Source organism: Kitasatospora sp. DSM 101779 (genome assembly GCF_025655475.1).
In the GTDB taxonomy this organism is placed as follows: domain Bacteria; phylum Actinomycetota; class Actinomycetes; order Streptomycetales; family Streptomycetaceae; genus Kitasatospora.
The window spans coordinates 5,343,137-5,363,240 of the sequence record NZ_JAHTIK010000001.1 but is presented as its reverse complement, the minus strand read 5'-3'; the positions used below and the strand labels follow the sequence as shown (position 1 = coordinate 5,363,240).

12 protein-coding genes, 1 rRNA gene and 1 pseudogene are annotated in these 20,104 nt (G+C 72.8%); 6 read left to right on the top strand and 8 right to left on the bottom strand.

Translation table 11 applies throughout. The features are described 5' to 3' along the window. Positions 1-223: 223 nt before the first annotated feature. From KSNIM_RS24440 to trpS, 4 genes are all read right to left on the bottom strand, one after another. Positions 224-1,738: ribosomal RNA gene (locus KSNIM_RS24440) — 16S ribosomal RNA — on the bottom strand. A 534-nt stretch (positions 1,739-2,272) separates the two neighbouring features. After that, complete coding sequence (locus KSNIM_RS24435) at positions 2,273-3,061, bottom strand: nucleoside/nucleotide kinase family protein (RefSeq protein WP_263105292.1); 789 nt, start codon at positions 3,059-3,061, stop codon at positions 2,273-2,275. Between the two features lie 106 nt (positions 3,062-3,167). After that, positions 3,168-4,259, bottom strand: coding sequence for an LD-carboxypeptidase (locus tag KSNIM_RS24430; RefSeq protein WP_263105291.1), 1,092 nt, complete (start codon positions 4,257-4,259; stop codon positions 3,168-3,170). 97 nt (positions 4,260-4,356) lie between these two features. Further along, complete coding sequence (trpS, locus tag KSNIM_RS24425) at positions 4,357-5,370, bottom strand: tryptophan--tRNA ligase (RefSeq protein WP_263105290.1); 1,014 nt, start codon at positions 5,368-5,370, stop codon at positions 4,357-4,359. A 596-nt stretch (positions 5,371-5,966) separates the two neighbouring features. Here trpS and KSNIM_RS24420 point away from each other — a divergent pair. Next, a complete protein-coding gene (locus tag KSNIM_RS24420) occupies positions 5,967-6,509 on the top strand; it encodes a hypothetical protein (RefSeq protein WP_263105289.1) in 543 nt (180 codons plus the stop codon). A gap of 58 nt (positions 6,510-6,567) precedes the next feature. On the opposite strand, the gene KSNIM_RS24415 is transcribed toward KSNIM_RS24420, so the two are convergent. After that, positions 6,568-7,206, bottom strand: a complete 639-nt coding sequence (locus tag KSNIM_RS24415; RefSeq protein WP_317634053.1) for an NUDIX hydrolase — start codon at positions 7,204-7,206, stop codon at positions 6,568-6,570. Positions 7,207-7,360: 154 nt separating this feature from the next. Between KSNIM_RS24415 and KSNIM_RS24410 the strand changes: the two genes are divergently transcribed. Then, on the top strand, positions 7,361-8,242 hold the full coding sequence (locus KSNIM_RS24410) for an ATP-grasp domain-containing protein (RefSeq protein WP_263105288.1): 882 nt from the start codon (positions 7,361-7,363) through the stop codon (positions 8,240-8,242). A gap of 57 nt (positions 8,243-8,299) precedes the next feature. On the opposite strand, the gene KSNIM_RS24405 is transcribed toward KSNIM_RS24410, so the two are convergent. Both KSNIM_RS24405 and KSNIM_RS24400 read right to left on the bottom strand, forming a co-directional pair. Continuing rightward, on the bottom strand, positions 8,300-12,142 hold the full coding sequence (locus KSNIM_RS24405) for an ABC transporter ATP-binding protein (RefSeq protein WP_263105287.1): 3,843 nt from the start codon (positions 12,140-12,142) through the stop codon (positions 8,300-8,302). 210 nt (positions 12,143-12,352) lie between these two features. Then, positions 12,353-13,006, bottom strand: coding sequence for a TetR/AcrR family transcriptional regulator (locus KSNIM_RS24400; protein WP_263105286.1), 654 nt, complete (start codon positions 13,004-13,006; stop codon positions 12,353-12,355). 129 nt (positions 13,007-13,135) lie between these two features. Between KSNIM_RS24400 and KSNIM_RS24395 the strand changes: the two genes are divergently transcribed. The 4 genes from KSNIM_RS24395 (at position 13,136) to KSNIM_RS24380 (ending at position 19,470) form a co-directional block, all read left to right on the top strand. Beyond that, complete coding sequence (locus KSNIM_RS24395; protein ID WP_263105285.1) at positions 13,136-14,857, top strand: carboxyl transferase domain-containing protein; 1,722 nt, start codon at positions 13,136-13,138, stop codon at positions 14,855-14,857. A 163-nt stretch (positions 14,858-15,020) separates the two neighbouring features. Next, positions 15,021-17,228 (top strand): biotin carboxylase N-terminal domain-containing protein, encoded by a 2,208-nt coding sequence (locus tag KSNIM_RS24390; RefSeq protein ID WP_263105284.1) that lies wholly within the window; start codon positions 15,021-15,023, stop codon positions 17,226-17,228. Then, positions 17,225-18,220, top strand: a complete 996-nt coding sequence (locus KSNIM_RS24385) for a hydroxymethylglutaryl-CoA lyase (RefSeq protein ID WP_411543767.1) — start codon at positions 17,225-17,227, stop codon at positions 18,218-18,220. The genes KSNIM_RS24390 and KSNIM_RS24385 overlap by 4 nt, the downstream gene beginning before the upstream one ends. A gap of 59 nt (positions 18,221-18,279) precedes the next feature. Continuing rightward, positions 18,280-19,470 carry an acyl-CoA dehydrogenase family protein gene (locus KSNIM_RS24380; RefSeq protein WP_263105283.1) on the top strand — a complete coding sequence of 397 codons (1,191 nt, stop codon included), beginning with the start codon at positions 18,280-18,282 and terminating at the stop codon, positions 19,468-19,470. A gap of 30 nt (positions 19,471-19,500) precedes the next feature. On the opposite strand, the pseudogene KSNIM_RS24375 reads toward KSNIM_RS24380, so the two are convergent. After that, positions 19,501-19,938 (bottom strand): annotated as a pseudogene (locus KSNIM_RS24375) (universal stress protein); the annotation flags it as partial. Between the last annotated feature and the right edge of the window lie 166 nt (positions 19,939-20,104).

The following is a 20,104-nucleotide window of genomic DNA, read 5'->3' as shown; positions in this document are numbered from 1 at the left end:
ACCCACCATCCACACCCGAGAGTGCATCAAGTGGAGCCGGCATCCACGAGGAAACCTTCGTTCCCTCAGGACCCAACAGCGTGCCCGACACAAGACCATCACCCATCGCGTTCCACGCCGAAGCAGTACTGACGAAAGCTCATGCCCTGTGCCGAATAGTCAACGTTCCACCCATGAGCTAGCACTCCGGAACACTCGTCCGAAGCTGCTGTGCGCTCCTTAGAAAGGAGGTGATCCAGCCGCACCTTCCGGTACGGCTACCTTGTTACGACTTCGTCCCAATCGCTGGTCCCACCTTCGACGGCTCCCTCCCAAGGGTTAGGCCACCGGCTTCGGGTGTTACCGACTTTCGTGACGTGACGGGCGGTGTGTACAAGGCCCGGGAACGTATTCACCGCAGCATGCTGATCTGCGATTACTAGCAACTCCAACTTCATGGGGTCGAGTTGCAGACCCCAATCCGAACTGAGACCGGCTTTTTGGGATTCGCTCCGCCTCACGGCATCGCAGCCCTTTGTACCGGCCATTGTAGCACGTGTGCAGCCCAAGACATAAGGGGCATGATGATTTGACGTCGTCCCCACCTTCCTCCGAGTTGACCCCGGCAGTCTCCTGTGAGTCCCCGACATTACTCGCTGGCAACACAGAACAAGGGTTGCGCTCGTTGCGGGACTTAACCCAACATCTCACGACACGAGCTGACGACAACCATGCACCACCTGTACACCGACCACAAGGGGGCTGATATCTCTACCAGTTTCCGGTGTATGTCAAGCCTTGGTAAGGTTCTTCGCGTTGCGTCGAATTAAGCCACATGCTCCGCTGCTTGTGCGGGCCCCCGTCAATTCCTTTGAGTTTTAGCCTTGCGGCCGTACTCCCCAGGCGGGGAACTTAATGCGTTAGCTGCGGCACCGACGACGTGGAATGTCGCCAACACCTAGTTCCCAACGTTTACGGCGTGGACTACCAGGGTATCTAATCCTGTTCGCTCCCCACGCTTTCGCTCCTCAGCGTCAGTAATGGCCCAGAGATCCGCCTTCGCCACCGGTGTTCCTCCTGATATCTGCGCATTTCACCGCTACACCAGGAATTCCGATCTCCCCTACCACACTCTAGCCTGCCCGTATCGAATGCAGACCCGGGGTTAAGCCCCGGGCTTTCACATCCGACGCGACAGGCCGCCTACGAGCTCTTTACGCCCAATAATTCCGGACAACGCTCGCACCCTACGTATTACCGCGGCTGCTGGCACGTAGTTAGCCGGTGCTTCTTCTGCAGGTACCGTCACTTGCGCTTCTTCCCTGCTGAAAGAGGTTTACAACCCGAAGGCCGTCATCCCTCACGCGGCGTCGCTGCATCAGGCTTTCGCCCATTGTGCAATATTCCCCACTGCTGCCTCCCGTAGGAGTCTGGGCCGTGTCTCAGTCCCAGTGTGGCCGGTCGCCCTCTCAGGCCGGCTACCCGTCGTCGCCTTGGTAGGCCATTACCCCACCAACAAGCTGATAGGCCGCGGGCTCATCCTGCACCGCCGGAGCTTTCCACCAACCCCCATGCAGAGGAAGGTCGTATCCGGTATTAGACCCCGTTTCCAGGGCTTGTCCCAGAGTGCAGGGCAGATTGCCCACGTGTTACTCACCCGTTCGCCACTGATCCACCCCGAAGGGCTTCACCGTTCGACTTGCATGTGTTAAGCACGCCGCCAGCGTTCGTCCTGAGCCAGGATCAAACTCTCCGTGAATGATTACCGGCTATCCGGTGCACACTCGCGTTGAGCGGCACGGCAACCACCGGAATAGGGTGATCCCGCGCACTGCATCCTCGCTGTGTTATTTCAAAAGGAATCTCCAACCGATCGATTGCCCGACCGGCCGGGGATGTCAACATATCTGGCGTTGACTTTTGGCACGCTGTTGAGTTCTCAAGGAACGGACACTTCCTTCGGACCGCCTTCCAGCGGACCCTCCGGGCGTTTCGCTCTTTCGTGTTTCCAGCTTATCAGATCCGAGTCCGTGCTCTTCACCGACTTGCTTTCTTCACCGCTTTGTCGGAACCGGCCTGACGACCTGTCCGACGTTTCAAACCTTAGCCGATCCCCGCTCCGAAAAGCGAATCGGCCTCGATCCGAAGTGCAATTCCTATAAACAGGCACGCCGAATTCGCACAGGGGCGCGACAAGACGCGACCCGGTGAGGATCTGGAAGTGGTGTTTCAAGGGATTGGCCGCTCCGGGACCGTCCGCGCAGACGCGTGTCCGGTGCTCCCTGTCGAGCGACTAGGAAACAGTACGCCCATCGGCGGCCGCAGGCAAATCCGGCACGCGAACCAGCCAGCTGCAGGCGGCACGGCCGGCCTTCACGTACTCGCCGTTGGGGTGGTCGTTGGCGGCGATCCGCAGCGCGGCGGCTTCGTGGTCCTGGCCGCCACCGGTGTGCCGGTCGGTCAGACGGCGGTGGCGGAGGTCGTCGTCGGCGTCGACGTACCAGAGCTCGCGGCACAGGGCGCGGACTGCCGACCACGGCGCCTCGGGAGCTGCGAGGTAGTTTCCCTCGGTCACCACGAGGCGGGTGTGGGGCCTGATGACGTGGCGGGCGGCGACGGGCTCGTCGAGGGTCCGGTCGAAGTCCGGCACGTAGATGTCGTGGAACCGCTCTGCGGTGACCCGCTGGAGCAGCGCGACGTAGCCGCCCGCGTCGAATGTCTCGGGTGCGCCCTTGCGGGCCCGCAGGCCGAGGCGGTCGAGTTGTGCGTTGGCCAGGTGGAAGCCGTCGAGGGGGAGGTAGGCGGCGGCCTCCGGGCCCTCCTGGCGGACGACCTCCTCCACCAGGTGCCGGGCGAGGGTCGACTTGCCGGCCGCGGGCGGGCCGGCCAGGCCGAGGATCACGCGCCCGCGGCCGCTGCCGGGACCGCGCAGCAGACCGAGCGCCCGCGCGACGAGCGCTTCCGGTGCCGCGACCTCGGATGCCCCGGAAGCCCCGGCGGCGGGAGGGGTGTGCGGGGGACGGCCGCCCGCCGCCGTCCGACCGTTCTCCGACGTGTGGCCTCCGTGTACGTCAACGTGCATGGCCGCACCCTACTCAGCCGGGGCGCCCGGAGCACCGAACCGCGCGACCGCGGCCGGGCCGTCACGAGGGCGGTCCGCTCGGGCGGCGGACACGAGGGCGGCCCGCTCAGGCGGGGGTCTCGTCGACCACCGCATCGCCGAACACCGGTTCGTCGAGGGTGAGGGTGCCGGCGTCCGCGTCCAGGACCGCGGGGACGCCCAGCGGGACGGTGAGGCTGCTCGGGCCGTGGCCGAAGCCGAGCTCCCAGATCACCGGGACACCGAGCGGTGCGAGCCGGTCGAGCATGACCTCGCGGACCGGCCCGGGTGGACCGCAGCCCTCCCAGGAGCCGAGGGCGATGCCGGCGACGCCGTCCAGTGCGCCCGAGCGGAGCAGCTGGGTGAGGGTGCGGTCGAGGCGGTAGGGCTGCTCGTTGACGTCCTCCAGCAGCAGGATGGTGCCGGCGAAGGAACGGCGGGCGGTGGGGGTGCCGCGGTCGGTGGCGAGCAGCGCGGCGCAGCCGCCGGCGGTGGTTCCGGCGGCCCGGCCGGGGACGAGGGGCTCGGCGGTGGCGGAGGTGAGGACGCGGGTGGTCGCGGGCTCGAAGAGGGTGCGCCGGAGGTGGTCGGCGGTGGCGGGGTCGTCGAGAAAGGCCGCCGCGGTGCCCATCGGGCCGTAGAGGGTGGGGAGGCCGAGGCGGAGGTCGACCGCCTCGTGGAGCACGGTGATGTCGCTGAAGCCGACCAGGATCTTGGGCGGTGCGGCACGCAGGGCGTCCCAGTCGACGAGGTCGACCATGCGCTGGACGCCGTAGCCGCCGCGGGCGCAGACGACGGCCGAGATGCCGGGGTCGAGCCAGGCCCGTTGGAAGTCGGCGGCGCGGTCGGCGTCGGTACCGGCGAGGTAGCCGTGGGCGGGGTGGCGGTCGAGGAGGTGGGCACCGGGCATGACGTGCAGGCCCCAGGAGCGGAGGAGGGCGGTGCCGGCGGCGAGGCGCTGCGGGTCGATCGGGCCGCTGGGTGCCAGCAGGGCGACGCGGTCGCCGGTGGTCAGCCGTCGCGGACGGCGACGCGGGCCCGCGACCGGCAGATCCGCGGCGGGCAGAGACCTGGCCGGCAGGGACGCGGCCGGTACGGATGGGGCGGGCAGAGGCGGGCCGGCCGGCCGGGGGGCGGGGTCGTGGCCGTCCGCGGCACTGCCGGTCGTCAGCTGATCCATCGACAGGTCCTCCCCCGTGGTCGCAGGTTCGTCTGCTCACGGTATTCCCCGGTGCGGGGATGGACCGATCCACCCCCGCACCGGGAATGCCGCCGTTTCACACGGTGCCCATCGCCTCGCGGACCTCGGCGAGGGTGCTGTCGGCCACGGCGTTGGCGCGTTCGTTGCCGGCGCGCAGCACCTCGCGGAGGTGTCCGCGGTCGGCGGCGAGCTCGGCACGGCGGGCCCGGTGCGGGCGGAAGTACTCGTTGACGGCCTCGGTGACGAGCTTCTTCAGCCGGGCGGCGCCGCCGTCGCCGATCTCCTCGGCGACGGCCTCGGGCGCGCGGTCCTGGCAGAGGGCGGCGAGCTGGAGGAGGCCGGCGACGCCGGGGCGGTTTCCGGGGTCGTAGGTGATGCGGCGGTCGGCGTCGGTGGTCGCGGCGCGCAGGAGGCGGGCGGTCTCGTCCTCGGTGGCGCCGAGCGGGACGGCGTTGCCGCGGCTCTTGCTCATCTTGCCGCCGTCGGTGCCGAGCAGCAGCGGGGCGGCGGAGAGCAGGGCGTCGGGTTCCGGGAAGACGGGTGCGCCGTACCGCTCGTTGAAGCGCCGGGCGACGGTGCGGGTGGTCTCCAGGTGCGGGAGCTGGTCCTGGCCGACGGGGACGAGGTCGGCCTTGCAGAAGAGGATGTCGGCGGCCTGGTGGACGGGGTAGGTGAACATGAGCCCGCTGACGGTCGTGCGGCCGGAGTGGGCGATCTCGTCCTTGACGGTGGGGTTGCGGCCGAGTTCGGCGACGCTCACCAGGCTGAGGAAGGGCAGCAGCAGCTGGTTGAGGGCGGGTACGGCGCTGTGGGCGAAGACGGTGGCGCGGTCGGGGTCGACGCCGGCGGCGAGGTAGTCGAGGACGAGGTTCTCGGCGTGCTCGGCGAGGTCGTCGGCGCGGTCGCGGTCGGTGAGGACCTGGTAGTCGGCGACGACGAGGAAGAGGTCGACGCCTAGGCGCTGCAGTTCGACACGGTTCTGCAGGGTGCCGAAGTAGTGGCCGAGGTGGAGCGGGCCGGTCGGCCGGTCCCCGGTGAGGATGCGGTGGCGCTCGGGGGTGCGGCGGATGCTGTCGACGGTGGTGATCACTGAGGTTCTCCTCGGGCGGCGGGCGGGCGGTGGCACCGTCCGCCGGGCGTTGCCGCCCGAGGGTGGAATGCACCAGGGCCGCCCGTACGGACGGCCCTGTGGTCATGCGTGAGGGGTGGCCGTCCTAGGACGGCCACCAGTTCAGGCACGACTGACGCTTCATGGCACCAGGGTACGGGTGAGTCCGGCCTTTCTCCGCACGGGTTTTCGGCCGGCACCGCGCCGCGGGCCGGCCGGGACGGCGGAACGGGTCCGTCCGCCGCCGACACATGGTGGACCGCCCTGGCTCCCAAGCGCGGTGTGCGGCAGGATCGTTCGTGCCGCAGACCGAAGGGCCCGCACCCATGACCCCGCTCGACCCGCCAGCCTCCGACCGTTCCTCCGACGCTCCCGTCCCCACGGCGACAGGCCCCACGGCGACAGGCCCCACGGCGACAGGCCAGGCAGCGACAGGCCAGGCAGCGGCCGGAGCCGAGTCGGCCGACCCCACGGCGGCGAGGCTGCTGGCGGGGCTGGCGGCCCGGCTGCGCGGGGCGTACGAGCGGGGCACGCACCCCGCCGACCTGGCGGCGGCATGCCACCGGTCGGAGGCGGAGGTGCGCCAATTGCTGGCGGCGGCCGGGGCGGACCTCGACGCGGCCCGACCGGTGCGCAACGCCTTCGGTGCCCCCGCGGGCCCGCCGGACGACCCAGCCGACAGCGGTCGGCAGTTGCGTCAGGCGCGCCGACCGGTGCCGTCGCGGCGGTTGCGGCGGCTGCACCCGCGTCCGCCCGAGCGGCAGGAGCTGTGGCACCCGGCCGGCGGGGGCGGCCTGGCGCAGGAGGGCGGCGAGCCCGGGGACGGGCCGCCGCTGGGCATATTGATCGGCGGATCGTCGTCGGCGCCGAGCGAAAGGGCACGGCAGCCCGAACGGGTCGAGGCGCGGCCGGTGCGCCTGGGCACCGGCACCTGCCTGGTGGTGCTGCCGGCCTGGCGGGAGGCGATCGCCGTGGCCGTGCCGACCGAGCGCCTGCTCGCCTCGACCGGGCTGGCCCTCGAGGAGTTGGCGGGCGCGCGCCTCTCGGTACTGATCAATCCGGAGGCGCTGCACGACCGCGATCTCGGGCTGCACGGCTGGCGGGCGGACCAGCCGCACTGAACCGGTCGGCGCCTGACGCACGGTGTCCCGTCGTCAGTTCAGCGGCTCCCGGGAGCAATCACCCCGCGGTGGTCCGGAGCGGCTCGTCGGGACGGCTGTTCGGCGTGCCGTGCGGGACGTGGCCCAGGTGCACTGGCCCGACGGCACCGACGACGCCACCGCGCCCGTCGGAGGCGGCGGCCAGCAGCGCCGGCAGTTGCGGCGGCCAGAGTGCGTCGGCCTCGGGTGAGGCGAGCTCCTCCGGGCTCCACCAGCGCCATTCGAGGATGCCGTCGGCCCGGTGCACCCCGCTGACGTCGCCGACGGGTCCGCGGCGCGGGCCGGTGGCCAGGTAGATGTGCTCGTGCTGGTGGACGGGGATGCCGTGCCAGGTGAAGTCGTGCTCCCAGGTGCACAGCAGGCTGCCGGGTTCGATGTCCGTCCAGCCGGTCTCCTCCTGCAGTTCCCGTAGCGCGCCCGCGGTCGGGGTCTCGCCCTCCTCCAGTCCGCCGCCCGGTGCGGTCCAGTGCACGCCGACCTCGACGTTGTCGCTGCGGAGCAGGAAGACGGCGCCGTCCGGGGCGAGGACGACCGTGCGGGCCGCGGCCCTCGGTGTGCGGCTGCCCGCCGTACCGTCAGGGCGAGTGTTCGGTGCGCCCGGTGGGCGTCCGAGGAGCCGGCCCAGCACGGGGCCCAGGAGTCGTGGCAGCTTCGGCATCGGATCACCGTGGCACGCACCGCCCGGGGTGTCGACCGGTATTCGGGGCGCGGCGGCCGGTCCCGGCCATCCGCCGGCCGGGGTCGACGGACCCGCACGCGGACGGCGTGTGCGCGGCGGCGCGCGCGGTGCGGTCCGCCGTACCCTGTGGGCCATGACCACCCCGGCCGTCCTGGTGCCCGCCGATCCGCTGTCGCCGCGCAGGCCCGACCCGCACTACGTGTGGGAGGCGCAGTTGGTGCGCGACCTCGGCGGCACCTGCGTGCTGCTCGACCACGACGCGCTGCTGGCGGGCGACGCGGAGGCGGCGGTGCAGCGGGTGCCGGCCGGCGTCGGACCGCTCTGGTACCGCGGCTGGATGGTCCCGGTGCCCGCGTACCAGGACTTGGCGCGGGTGCTGGCGGCGCGGGGAGGAGTGCTGCTGACCACGCCGGCCGGATACGGGGACGCCCACGAGCTCCCCGGCTGGTACGGGGTGTTCGAGGGGGCGACGCCGGAGAGCCGCTGGCTGCCGGGTGCGGCCGCGCCGTCCCGGGAGGAGCTCGCCGCGCTGGCGGGGCGGCTCGGCGGCGGGCCGGCGATCGTCAAGGACTACGTGAAGTCCCGCAAGTACGAGTGGGAGGAGGCCTGCTTCGTCCCGGACCTCGCGGACACCGACCGGCTGTACGCGGTGGTGACCCGGTTCGTGGAGCTGCAGGACGGAGCACCGACCGGCGGGATCGTGCTGCGCCGGTACGAGGAGTTCGTCCGGGACGCGCAGGGGCGGGCCGAGGAGGCACGGGTCTGGTGGGTGGACGGTGAGCCGGTGCTGCGCGGCGCCCACCCGGACGCGCCGCCGGGGCCGGCCCCGCACGCGGACCTGTCGGTGGTCGGGCCGCTGGTGCACACGCTGGGCTGTCGGTTCGTCACCACCGACCTGGCGCGGCGGGCGGACGGTTCCGGCTGGCGGGTGGTGGAGGTCGGCGACGGCCAGGTGAGCGACCTGCCGAGGGGTGCCGACGCGGCCTCGCTGTACGCCGCGCTGCTCGCGGTCTGACCCGGCCGGCGGCCGGCACGCCCTGCGGACCCCGGTGGGGGTCCGCAGGGGCGGCGGTCAGCCGACCGGGGTGGCGCGGCCGTCGGAGACGAAGGCCTGCCAGAGGCGGTGGTAGGTGCCGCCCGCGGCGAGGAGTTCGCCGTGGGTGCCGTCCTCGACGATCCGGCCGTGGTCGAGGACGACGATCCGGTCGGCGCGTTCGGCGGTGGTCAGGCGGTGTGCGATGACCAGGGTGGTGCGGCCTCCGCTGAGACGGTCGGCGGCCTGGTTGACGGCGGCCTCGCTGGCGAGGTCGAGGGCGGCGGTGGCCTCGTCCAGCAGCAGGATGTCGGGGTCGACGAGTTCGGCGCGGGCGAGTGCGACGAGCTGGCGCTGGCCGGCGGAGAGGTTCCTTCCGCGGGGGGCGACCTCGTGGTCGTACCCGCCGGAGAGGCCGAGGATCATCTCGTGCGCGCCGACCGCACGGGCCGCGGCCTCGACCTCGGTGCGGGTGGCCCCGGGGCGGCCGTAGGCGATCGCCTCGTGGAGGGTGCCGGCGAACAGGTACGCCTCCTGCGGGACGACGCCGAGCCGGTGGCGGTACTGGGAGAGGTCGTAGCCGGTGATGTCGGTGCCGTCGACCCGGACGGTGCCGGAGGTGGCGTCGTAGAACCGGGCGACCAGCTTGACCAGGGTGGACTTGCCTGCGCCGGTCTCGCCGACCAGGGCGACGGTCTGGCCTGCCGGGATGTGCAGGTCGATGTCGGTGAGCACGTTCGGCAGGCTCGCGCCCTCGCCGTTGTAGGCGAAGCCGACGCCGTCGAGCCGGATGTCGCCCTTGAGGCGGGTCACCGGCACGGGCGGGTCCGCCTCGGGGGTGCTGGTCGGGGTGCGCAGCAGTTCGCGGATCCGGCCGAGGCTGACGCTGGCCTGCTGGTAGCCGTCGAAGACCTGGGAGAGCTGGTTGACCGGGGCGAAAAACAGGTCGATGTAGAGCAGGTAGGCGACCAGGGCGCCGATGGTGAGGGTGCCGTCGTCGACCCGGGCGGCGCCGACGATCAGGACGAGCGCGGAGGCGACGCTGGAGAGGAACTGGACGAACGGGAAGTACAGCGAGATGTAGAGCTGGGCGCGGGCCCGGGCGTCCCGGTACTCCAGGCCGCGGGCGACGAAGCGGGCGGTGTTGACGTCCTGCCGGCGGAAGGCCTGGACGATCCGCATGCCGGCGACGTTCTCCTGCAGGTCGGCGTTGACGGTGGAGATCAGGTCCCGGGAGATCTGGTACTGGGTGGTGGACTTGCGGCGGAAGACCAGGGTGGCCACGACCAGCACGGGCAGGACGGCGAGGACCACCAGGGCGAGGCCGGCGTCGAGGATCAGCAGCGCGGCGAAGATCCCGAAGAAGGTGAGCAGGCTGACCACCGCGGTGACGACGCCGGTCTGCAGGAAGGTCGAGATCGAGTCGACGTCGGTGGTCATCCGGGTCATGATCCGGCCGGTGAGCTCGCGCTCGAAGTAGTCGAGGCCGAGCCGGTTCAGGTGGGCGAAGATCTTCAGCCGCAGGGTGTAGAGGACGCGCTCGCCGGTGCGGCCGCTGACCCTGGTCTCGGCGCTCTGCACCAGCCAGTCCAGCAGGACGACGACCAGGGCGCCGAGGGCGGCGACGGTGACGCCGGTCATCGCGGCCTTGCTGACGCCGTCGTCGATGCCGTGCCGGATCAGGATCGGCAGGGTGAGGCCGGCGGCGGTGTCCAGGGCGACCAGCAGCAGGGCGAGGGCCAGCGGGCCGCGGAAGGGGGCGAGCAGCCGGCGGAGGCTGAAGCGCATGTCACCGGCCTCGGCGTCCTCGACCCGGATGTCGGGGGTGTCGGTGGCGGGCTGCAGGGCGGCCACCTTGGCGAGGAGTTCGCTGTCGGCGGCGGGCTTCTTCGCCGCGGCGCGTTCGCCGCTCTTCGCGGCCTCGGTGCCCTCCGCCGCGGTGGCGCCATTGGCGCCGACGGTCGCGGCGGTGCCGCGGGCGGAGGCGTCGGCGGCGTCCGGATCGGTGATCAGTGCCCGGTAGAGCGGACATCGGTCGTCCAGCTCGCGATGGGTGCCGACGTCGACGAGGCGGCCGCGGTCGAGGACGGCGATCCGGTCGGCGAGCTGCAGGGTGGAGCGGCGGTGCGCGATGAGCAGGGTGGTGCGCCCGGCCATGACCGAGCGGAGCGCCTCGAAGATCTCCGCCTCGACCTGCGGGTCGACCGCGGAGGTCGCGTCGTCGAGCAGCAGGATGCGTGGGTCGGTGAGGATGGCGCGGGCCAGCGCGATCCGCTGCCGCTGGCCGCCGGAGAGGGTGAGTCCCTGCTCGCCGACCCTGGTGTCGTAGCCGTCCGGGAGCTCGCGGATGAAGCCGTCGGCCTGGGCGGCGCGGGCGGCGGCCTCGATCTGCTCGTCGGTGGCCTCGGGGTGGCCGTAGGCGATGTTGGTGCGGACGCTCTCGGAGAACAGGAAGCTCTCCTCGGGCACGATGCCGATGGTGGCGCGCAGCGAGTCGAGGGTGATGTCGCGCAGGTCGTGCCCGTAGAGCCGGACGCTGCCGGCGGTGGGGTCGTAGAAGCGCGGGACGAGCTGGGCGACGGTCGACTTGCCGGAACCGGAGGCGCCGACCAGGGCGAGGGTCTCGCCGGGCTCCAGGCGCAGGCTGAGGCCGTCGAGGACGGGGACGGCGTCCTCGTGGCCCTCGTAGTGGAAGTCGACGCCGTCGAGTTCGAGGGCGGCGGTGCCGGGTGCGGGCGCGCCGGGCTCGGCGGAGCCGGGGTCGGTGTCGGCCGGGGTGAGCGGCCGGGCGTCGGGGCGTTCCCGGACGTGCGGGCGCTGGTCGATCAGCTGGAGGACGCGTTCCACGCCGGCCCTGGCCTGCTGGCCGACGGTGATCACCATGGCGAGCATCCGTACGGGGCCGGTCATCTGGGCGACGTAGGTGGAGAAGGCGACGAAGGTGCCGAGCGAGACCTGGCCCCGGACGGCCAGCCAGCCGCCGAGGGCGAGCACGGCGACCTGGGCGAGCGCGGGGACGGCCTGCATGGCCGGGGTGTAGCGGCTGTTCAGCCGGATCGAGCGGAGCCGGGCGGCGTACAGGCCGCGGGAGGCCTTCTCCAGCTTGGCGCGCTCCTGGGCCTCCTGGCCGAAGCCCTTGACCACGCGGACGCCGCCGACGGCCGCGTCGACGACACCGGCGACCGCGGCCGCCTCCTGCTGGGCGGCCCAGGTGGCCGGGAAGAGCCGCTTGCGGCTGAGGGCGGCGCACCACCAGAGGGCGGGTGCCATCACCAGGGCGATCAGGGTGAGCGGCAGCGAGAGCCAGAGCATGACGGCGAGGGACATGCCGAACATCACCAGGTAGCCGGTCATCATCGGCAGCATCGAGAGCAGCCCGTTGATGAGCTGCAGGTCGGAGGTGGCGCGGCCGACGACCTGGCCGGTGTCGAGGCGGTCCTGGCGGCGGCCGTCGAGCCTGGTCAGCGAGGTGAAGAGGTCCGCGCGCAGGTCGTGCTGGACGTCGAGGGCGAGCTGTCCGCCGTAGTAGCGGCGGATCTGCGCGCAGAGGAAGACCACGGCCGCGGCGAGCAGCAGCACGACGGCCCAGGGGGCGAGCGGGCGGGTGTGGGCGGTGATGACGTCGTCGATGATCAGCTTGGTGATCAGCGGGACGACGGCGCTGACGGCCATGCCGACGAGCGAGGCTCCGAAGGCGAGCAGGACGCTCTTGCGGTAGCGCCAGGAGTAGCCGCCCAGTCTGCGCAGCCAGCGGGACTCGTCCGGGGTGTCGGGGCGCCGTGCTCCGAACCGGCGGCGGCGCAGGGGGGTCCTGCCGGGGCGGCTGCGCTGAGGATCAGCCTCCCGGGAAATCTCCGCAGTAGAACCATGAGTCTCAGGCATATTTAGGGATACTAACCATTCGGCTCGACCGCCGTCCATCGCCTTTCGACGGACGCCCGGGAGGCTCAACGACAGGGGGGACGCGAAACCTTCCCGCCGTCTCCCAGGGTCGCCGATCCACCCCCGAGGGCGCACGGGACGCCGGACCGGACGGCCCTCGGGCGCTGGTCCTACACCCCACCGCGGGGGATGTGGGCCCGGCGGCCCTCGCTACGCCGCCCGGGCGGCGGCGCTGTCCGCGGCTGCGGCGAAGGCGCCCTGGGCGAGGCTGTGGAGCAGTGCGGCCATCGCGTCGCGGGGCAGGCCGGAGCGGTCCGCCTGTCCGGAGTGCGGGGCGGCGCTGTGCGGGGTGGAGTTGAGCAGGCCGAACACCGCGTGGACGGCGGCCCGGGCGAGCGGCTCGGCGCCGGGGGCGGCGAGCGGCGGGAAAGCCTCACGGACGACGCCGACCCACAGTTCGACGTAGCCGCGCTGCAGTCGGCGGACGCGGCGGCGGTCCTCCTCCTTCAGATGGAGCAGTTCCCGGTCGTGCAGGATGATCAGGTCGCGGTCGTCCAGGGCGAAGTCCACGTGGCCGCCGATCAGGGCGTCCAGCGCCCCGGCCGGCCCCCGGGCGCTGCCGGCCTCGCCGGCCCGCCGCCGCCCCTCCTCCAGCAGGCGCTCGCTGATGCCCACCAGGAGGTCGGCGAGCATCGCGTCCTTGCCGGCGAAGTGCCGGTACAGGCCGGGGCCGCTGATGCCGACCGCCTTGCCGATCTCGTCCACTCCGACGCCCAGGAAACCGCGGGCGGCGAAGAGCCGCGCGGCCTCCTTGCGGATCTGGTCGCGGCGTGGGAGCGCGGAGGCTGCTGGCACGTTCGGCATGCTGCCCATCGTAGACAGCCGCGTTATCGACGGTTAACCTGGCCGCAGGAGTTAACGCTCATTAACTTTCGGGCGGCGGACCATCCGTTCGCACGCCCACTCGGCTCCGAGGGCAAGGGAGCTCTTGGGATGGTCCTCTCATCCATTGGATCCGCCGTCGGCCCGGCGGCCGGCCCGTTCAGCGGCCCGGCCGCCGGCACCGAACCGCGGCACGCCCTCCGGGGCGCGGCCGCCGCGCCGGCACCGCGGCTGGAGTCCGCCGCCGACCCCGGCTCGGCCGCCTACCGCGCCAACGAGGCCGCCCACCGGGAGCTGGTCGACGAGCTGCGCGGCAAGCTCGCGACCGCCGCGCTCGGCGGCGGCGCCAAGGCCCGGGCCCGGCACACCGCGCGCGGCAAGCTGCTCCCCCGCGACCGCGTCGACACCCTGCTCGACCCGGGTTCCCCCTTCCTGGAGCTGTGCCCCCTCGCCGCCGACGGCCTCTACGACGGCGCCGCTCCGGCGGCCGGTGTGATCGCCGGCATCGGACGGGTGGCCGGCCGTGAGGTCGTGGTCGTCGCCAACGACGCCACCGTCAAGGGCGGCACCTACTACCCGATGACGGTCAAGAAGCACCTGCGCGCGCAGGAGGTGGCCCTGGAGAACCGGCTGCCCTGCGTCTACCTCGTCGACTCGGGCGGCGCCTTCCTGCCGATGCAGGACGAGGTCTTCCCCGACCGGGACCACTTCGGCCGGATCTTCTACAACCAGGCCCGACTCTCCGGCGCGGGCATCCCGCAGATCGCCGCGGTGCTCGGCTCGTGCACGGCCGGCGGCGCCTACGTGCCGGCCATGAGCGACCAGGCCGTGATCGTCCGCAACCAGGGCACGATCTTCCTCGGCGGCCCGCCGCTGGTGAAGGCGGCGACCGGCGAGGTCGTCACCGCCGAGGAGCTCGGCGGCGGCGAGCTGCACTCGAAGACCTCAGGCGTCACCGACCACCTGGCCGAGGACGACGCGCACGCGCTGTCGATCGTCCGCACCATCGTCGCCGGGCTCGGCCCGCGCACCCCCGCGCCGTGGCCGCTCGCGCCGGTGGAGGCGCCCGCGGTGGACCCGGCCGGCCTGTACGGCGCGGTGCCGGTCGACCCGCGCACCCCGTACGACGTGCGCGAGGTGATCGCCCGGCTGGTGGACGGCAGCCGCTTCGCGGAGTTCAAGGCCGAGTACGGGCCGACCCTGGTCACCGGCTTCGCCCGGATCCACGGCCACCAGGTCGGCATCGTCGCCAACAACGGGGTGCTCTTCGCCGAGTCGGCGCTCAAGGGCGCGCACTTCATCGAGCTGTGCGACCAGCGCGGCATCCCGCTGCTCTTCCTGCAGAACATCACCGGCTTCATGGTCGGCCGGCAGTACGAGGCGGGCGGCATCGCCAAGCACGGCGCCAAGATGGTGACGGCCGTGGCCTGCACCCGGGTGCCCAAGCTGACGGTGGTGATCGGCGGCTCGTACGGCGCCGGCAACTACTCGATGTGCGGCCGGGCGTACTCGCCGCGCTTCCTGTGGATGTGGCCCGGTGCCAAGATCTCGGTGATGGGCGGCGAGCAGGCGGCCTCCGTCCTCGCCACCGTGCGCCGCGACCAGTTCGAGGCGCAGGGCGAGGACTGGCCGGCCGAGGCGGAGGAGGAGTTCAAGCGCCCCGTCCGCGAGCAGTACGAGCGGCAGGGCAGCGCCTACTACGCCACCGCCCGGCTCTGGGACGACGGCGTGATCGACCCGATGGAGACCCGGACCGTCCTCGGCCTGGCGCTCACCGCCTGCGCGAACGCACCGCTCCCCGAGCCCCGCCCGTACGGCGTCTTCCGCATGTGACCGGTCGGGCCGGGCGGACACCCGCCGCCCGGCCCGACCCGGCCCCGCCGCGCACCCCGCGGCACCGCACCCGCCGGCCAGGCCGGCCCCGCCGCACCCGCGCCGCCCGACCCGCCACCGCCGCACCGGCAGCGCCATCCCTCGACCCGGAGGAAGACCTCCCATGTTCGACACCGTTCTGGTCGCCAACCGGGGTGAGATCGCCCTCCGGGTGATCCGCACCCTGCGGCGGCTCGGCATCCGCTCCGTCGCCGTGCACAGCGACGCCGACGCCGACGCCCCGCACGTCCGCGAGGCCGACCTCGCCGTCCGGCTCGGCCCGGAGGGGCGCAGCGACAGCTCGGCGGCCGAGACCTACCTGCGCACCGACCTGCTGCTGTCGGCCGCCCGCCGCACCGGCGCGCAGGCCGTGCACCCCGGGTACGGCTTCCTCGCCGAGAACCCCGGCTTCGCCCGGGCGTGCGCCGAGGCCGGGCTGGTGTTCATCGGCCCGCCGCCGGCCGCGGTGGAGCTGATGGGCGACAAGATCAACGCCAAGGAGGCCGTCCGCGCCGCGGGCGTGCCGGTGGTGCCCGGCAGCAGCGGCGGCTCGCCGAGCGACGCCGAGCTGGTCGCGGCCGCCGAGGCGATCGGCTACCCGGTGCTGCTGAAGCCGTCCGCGGGCGGCGGCGGCAAGGGCATGCGGCTGGTCCGCGACCCCGCCGACCTGCCGACCGAGATCGACGCGGCGCGGCGGGTGGCCCGCACCGCGTTCGGCGACGACACCCTGCTGCTGGAGCGCTGGGTGGACCGGCCGCGCCACATCGAGGTGCAGGTGCTCGCGGACGCCCGCGGCACCACGGTGCACCTCGGCGAGCGCGAGTGCAGCCTGCAGCGCCGCCACCAGAAGCTGATCGAGGAGGCACCCTCCGTCCTGCTCAACGAGGAGACCCGGGCGGCCATGGGTGCGGCGGCCGTGCGGGCCGCCGAGGCCTGCGGCTACACCGGCGCCGGCACGGTGGAGTTCATCGTGCCGGGCCTGGAGCCGGGCACGGAGGCCGCCGAGGGCGTCCTGGACTTCTTCTTCATGGAGATGAACACCCGCCTGCAGGTGGAGCACCCCGTCACCGAGCTGGCGATCGCGGTGCGCACCGGCGACGGCGCCGAGCCGCAACGGCTCGACCTCGTCGAGTGGCAGCTGCGGGTGGCGGCCGGCGAGGCACTGCCCTTCGGCCAGGACGGCATCGCCTTCCAGGGCCACGCGATCGAGGCGCGGATCTGCGCCGAGGACCCGGACCGCGACTTCCTGCCGACCGGCGGCCGCATCCTGCGGCTGGACGAGCCCGTCGGCGAGGGCATCCGGGTGGACTCCGGCGTGGCGGCGGGCACCGAGGTCGGCAGCCTCTACGACCCGATGCTCGCCAAGGTGATCGCGTACGGGCCGGACCGGCCGACCGCGCTGCGCCGGCTGCGGGCCGCGCTCGCGGACACCCGGATCCTGGGCGTCACCACCAACACCGGCTTCCTGCGGCGGCTGCTGGCCCACCCCGAGGTGGCCGCGGGCCGGCTCGACACCGGGCTGGTGGAGCGGACCGCTCAGCAGACCCCCGTCCTGCTGAGCTCCCCCTACACCCGCACCGGTGCCGACGCCGCGACGACCCCCCGGGACGGGGACAGCGCGGACCTGCTGCCGATCGCCGCGGCGATCGCCCGGCAGCTGGACCTCGCCCCGGCCGTCGCCCCCGACGGCTGGACCGACCCCTTCGCCGTCCCCTCCGGCTGGCGCCTGGGTGGCGGCGCCGCCTGGACGGCCCACCGTCTGCGGCTCGCCGGCCACGAACCGGTCACCGTCCTGGTGCGGCCGACCGCACCCGGCTCGGTGGCCGAGGCCGCCGGCAACCCCGCCCCCGGCGCCACCGGCCTGCAGGTGCAGGTCGGCGACGGACCGGTGCGGCAGGCCACGGCCCACCGCTCCGGCGGCCGTCTGCAGGTCTCCCTCGACGGCCTGCAGACGACGTTCGCACACACCACTGACAACGGGCCCGCGGGCCGCGTCGACTGGCTCGCCGTGGACGGCGACGCCTGGGCGGTCCACGCGTACGACCCGGTGGCGGACCGCGCCGCCGCGGGCGGGGCCCACCACGGCGCGCTGACCGCGCCCATGCCGGGCACCGTCACCGTGGTCAAGGCCGCGGTCGGCGAGCGGGTGAGCCGCGGTCAGACCCTGCTGGTCCTGGAGGCCATGAAGATGGAACACGTGATCGCGGCGCCGCACGACGGCACCGTCAGCGAGCTGCGGGCGGCCGCCGGCGCGACCGTCGCCATGGACGAGCTGCTGGCCGTGGTCGCACCGGCCGAGGGCGAGGGCGGGCACGCCGAGGTGACCCCGTGACCGCGGAGCAGGGCGGGACGGCGGCGGAGCCGGGCGTGCTGGAGCTGGGCCTGCCGGACCCGGTGCGCGACCCCGCGCTGCCGGCCCGGGTACGGATCCACGAGGTCGGCGCGCGGGACGGCCTGCAGAACGAAGCCGGGCTCGTGCCGGTCGAGGTGAAGGCCGAGTTCATCACCCGGCTGGCCGCCGCCGGCCTGCGCACCGTCGAGGCGACCAGCTTCGTCCATCCGAAGTGGGTGCCGCAGCTGGCCGACGCCGAGGAGCTGATGCCGCGGCTGTCCGGCCTGGCCGGGCAGTACCCGGGCCTCCGGCTGCCGGTGCTGGTGCCCAACGAGCGCGGCCTGGACCGGGCGCTCGCCCACGGCGCGGCGGAGGTCGCGGTCTTCGCCAGCGCCACCGAGACCTTCGCCCGGCGGAACCTCAACCGCTCCGCCGACGAGGCCATGGCGATGTTCCGGCCGGTCGTGGCCCGGGCCACCGCCGCCGGCGTGCCCGTCCGCGGCTACCTCTCGATGTGCTTCGGGGACCCGTGGGAGGGCCCCGTGCCGGCCGCCCAGGTGATCGGCCACGGGCTGCGCCTGCTGGAGATGGGCTGTGCCGAGCTGAGCCTCGGCGACACCATCGGCACCGCCACCCCGGGCCAGGTCACGGCGCTGCTGACCGGTTTCGCCGAGGCCGGGGTGCCGATGGACCGGCTCGCCGTGCACTTCCACGACACCTACGGCCAGGCGCTGGCCAACACGCTCGCCGCGCTGCACTGCGGGGTGACCGTGGTGGACGCCTCGGCCGGCGGCCTCGGCGGCTGCCCCTACGCGAAGAGCGCCACCGGCAACCTGGCCACCGAGGACCTGGTGTGGATGCTCCACGGCCTCGGCATCGACACCGGCGTCGACCTCGGCGCCCTGGCCGCCACCAGCGGCTGGATGGCCCGTCAGCTCGGACGCCCCAGCCAGTCGCGGACCGTCCGGGCGCTGCTCGGCCCGTCCGCCTGACACACCCCGTCAAACCGTCGTCACCGCGGCCCGACCGGCCGCGATCCAGGAGGATCCCCATGCTCGACCACCGGCTGAGCACCGAGTACGAAGAACTGCGACGGACCGTCGAGGAGTTCGCAAACGACCGGGTCGCGCCGAAGATCGGCGAGTTCTACGAGCAGAACGAGTTCCCGTACGAGATCGTCCGCGAGATGGGCGAGATGGGCCTGTTCGGCCTGCCGTTCCCCGAGGAGTACGGCGGCATGGGCGGCGACTACTTCGCCCTCGGCATCGCCCTGGAGGAGCTGGCCCGGGTCGACTCCTCGGTCGCGATCACCCTGGAGGCGGCCGTCTCGCTCGGCGCCATGCCGGTGTACCGCTTCGGCACCGAGGAGCAGAAGCGCACCTGGCTGCCGAAGCTGACCTCGGGCGAGATGCTCGGCGCCTTCGGCCTCACCGAGCCCGAGGGCGGCTCGGACGCCGGTGCCACCCGCACCACGGCCCGCTACGACGAGGCGACCGACGAGTGGGTGATCAACGGCACCAAGTGCTTCATCACCAACTCCGGCACGGACATCACCGGCCTGGTCACGGTGACCGCGCTGACCGAGCCTTCCACTCGTTCGGGTGAAGACGGGTCAACCCTCTCGCCCACGCGGGAGATCTCGTCCATCATCGTGCCGACCGGGACACCCGGGTTCCAGGTCTCCAAGAAGTACTCCAAGGTCGGGTGGAACGCCTCCGACACCCGCGAACTCTCCTTCACCGACTGCCGCGTCCCCGCGGCCAACCTGCTGGGCGAGCGCGGCCGTGGCTACGCCCAGTTCCTGCGCATCCTCGACGAGGGGCGCATCGCCATCGCAGCCCTCGCCACCGGCCTGGCCCAGGGATGCGTCGACCAGTCCGTCGCCTACGCCGGTCAGCGGCGCGCCTTCGGGCGGCCGATCGGCGCCAACCAGGTCATCCAGTTCAAGCTCGCCGACATGGAGATGCGCGCCCACACCGCCCGCCTGGCCTGGCGGGACGCCGCATCCCGGCTGCTGCACTCCGAGCCGTTCAAGAAGGAGGCCGCGATCGCGAAGCTGTACGCCTCGGAGGCCGCCGTGGACAACGCCCGCGAGGCCACCCAGATCCACGGCGGGTACGGCTTCATGAACGAGTTCCCGGTCGCCCGGTTCTGGCGCGACTGCAAGATCCTCGAGATCGGCGAGGGGACCTCGGAGGTCCAGCGGATGCTCATCGCGCGAGAGCTCGGTGTGACCTCCTGACCCGATCGGGCCGATCACCCCGACGGCGCGTCAGGGGATGACGATCACCGGGCGGTTGGCGCGCCGCGCCAACCGCCCGGACACCGAACCGAAGACCTTGCCGAGCAGGCCGCGGGTGCTGCCGACGACGATCGCGTCGGCGGCGTACTCGCGGCCGACCTCTTCGATCTCGTGGCAGATGTCGCCGCCGCGCTCGACCAGGATCCACGGCACGCCGGCGAGGAAGTCCGCACAGGCCAGCTCCAGGCCGAGGATCTCGGTGCGGTGGTCCGGCAGGTCGACGAAGACCGGCGGCTCGCAGCCCGCCCAGACCGTGGCCGGCAGCCGGTTCGCCACGTGCACGATCACCAGGCCGCACTGCGACCGGCGCGCCATGCCGACCGCGTAGGCGAGTGCGCGCTCGCTGGACAGCGACCCGTCGAAGCCGACCACCACGCCGTGCTGGAACACCGGGTCGCAGGCCCGGGCCGGCTGGTCCTTCAGCAGGTGGTCGCCGTCGCCCTCGGTGCGGCCCGTCAGCGGACCGGGCCCGTCACTCATCGGGCGTCCCCCGTCCGCTCCGGCGCCCCGGGCCGCGCCACGGCCGCCGCTGCCCGGCACCGGGCCGCCCGGGCCCGCAGCGCCCGCTGCGGCG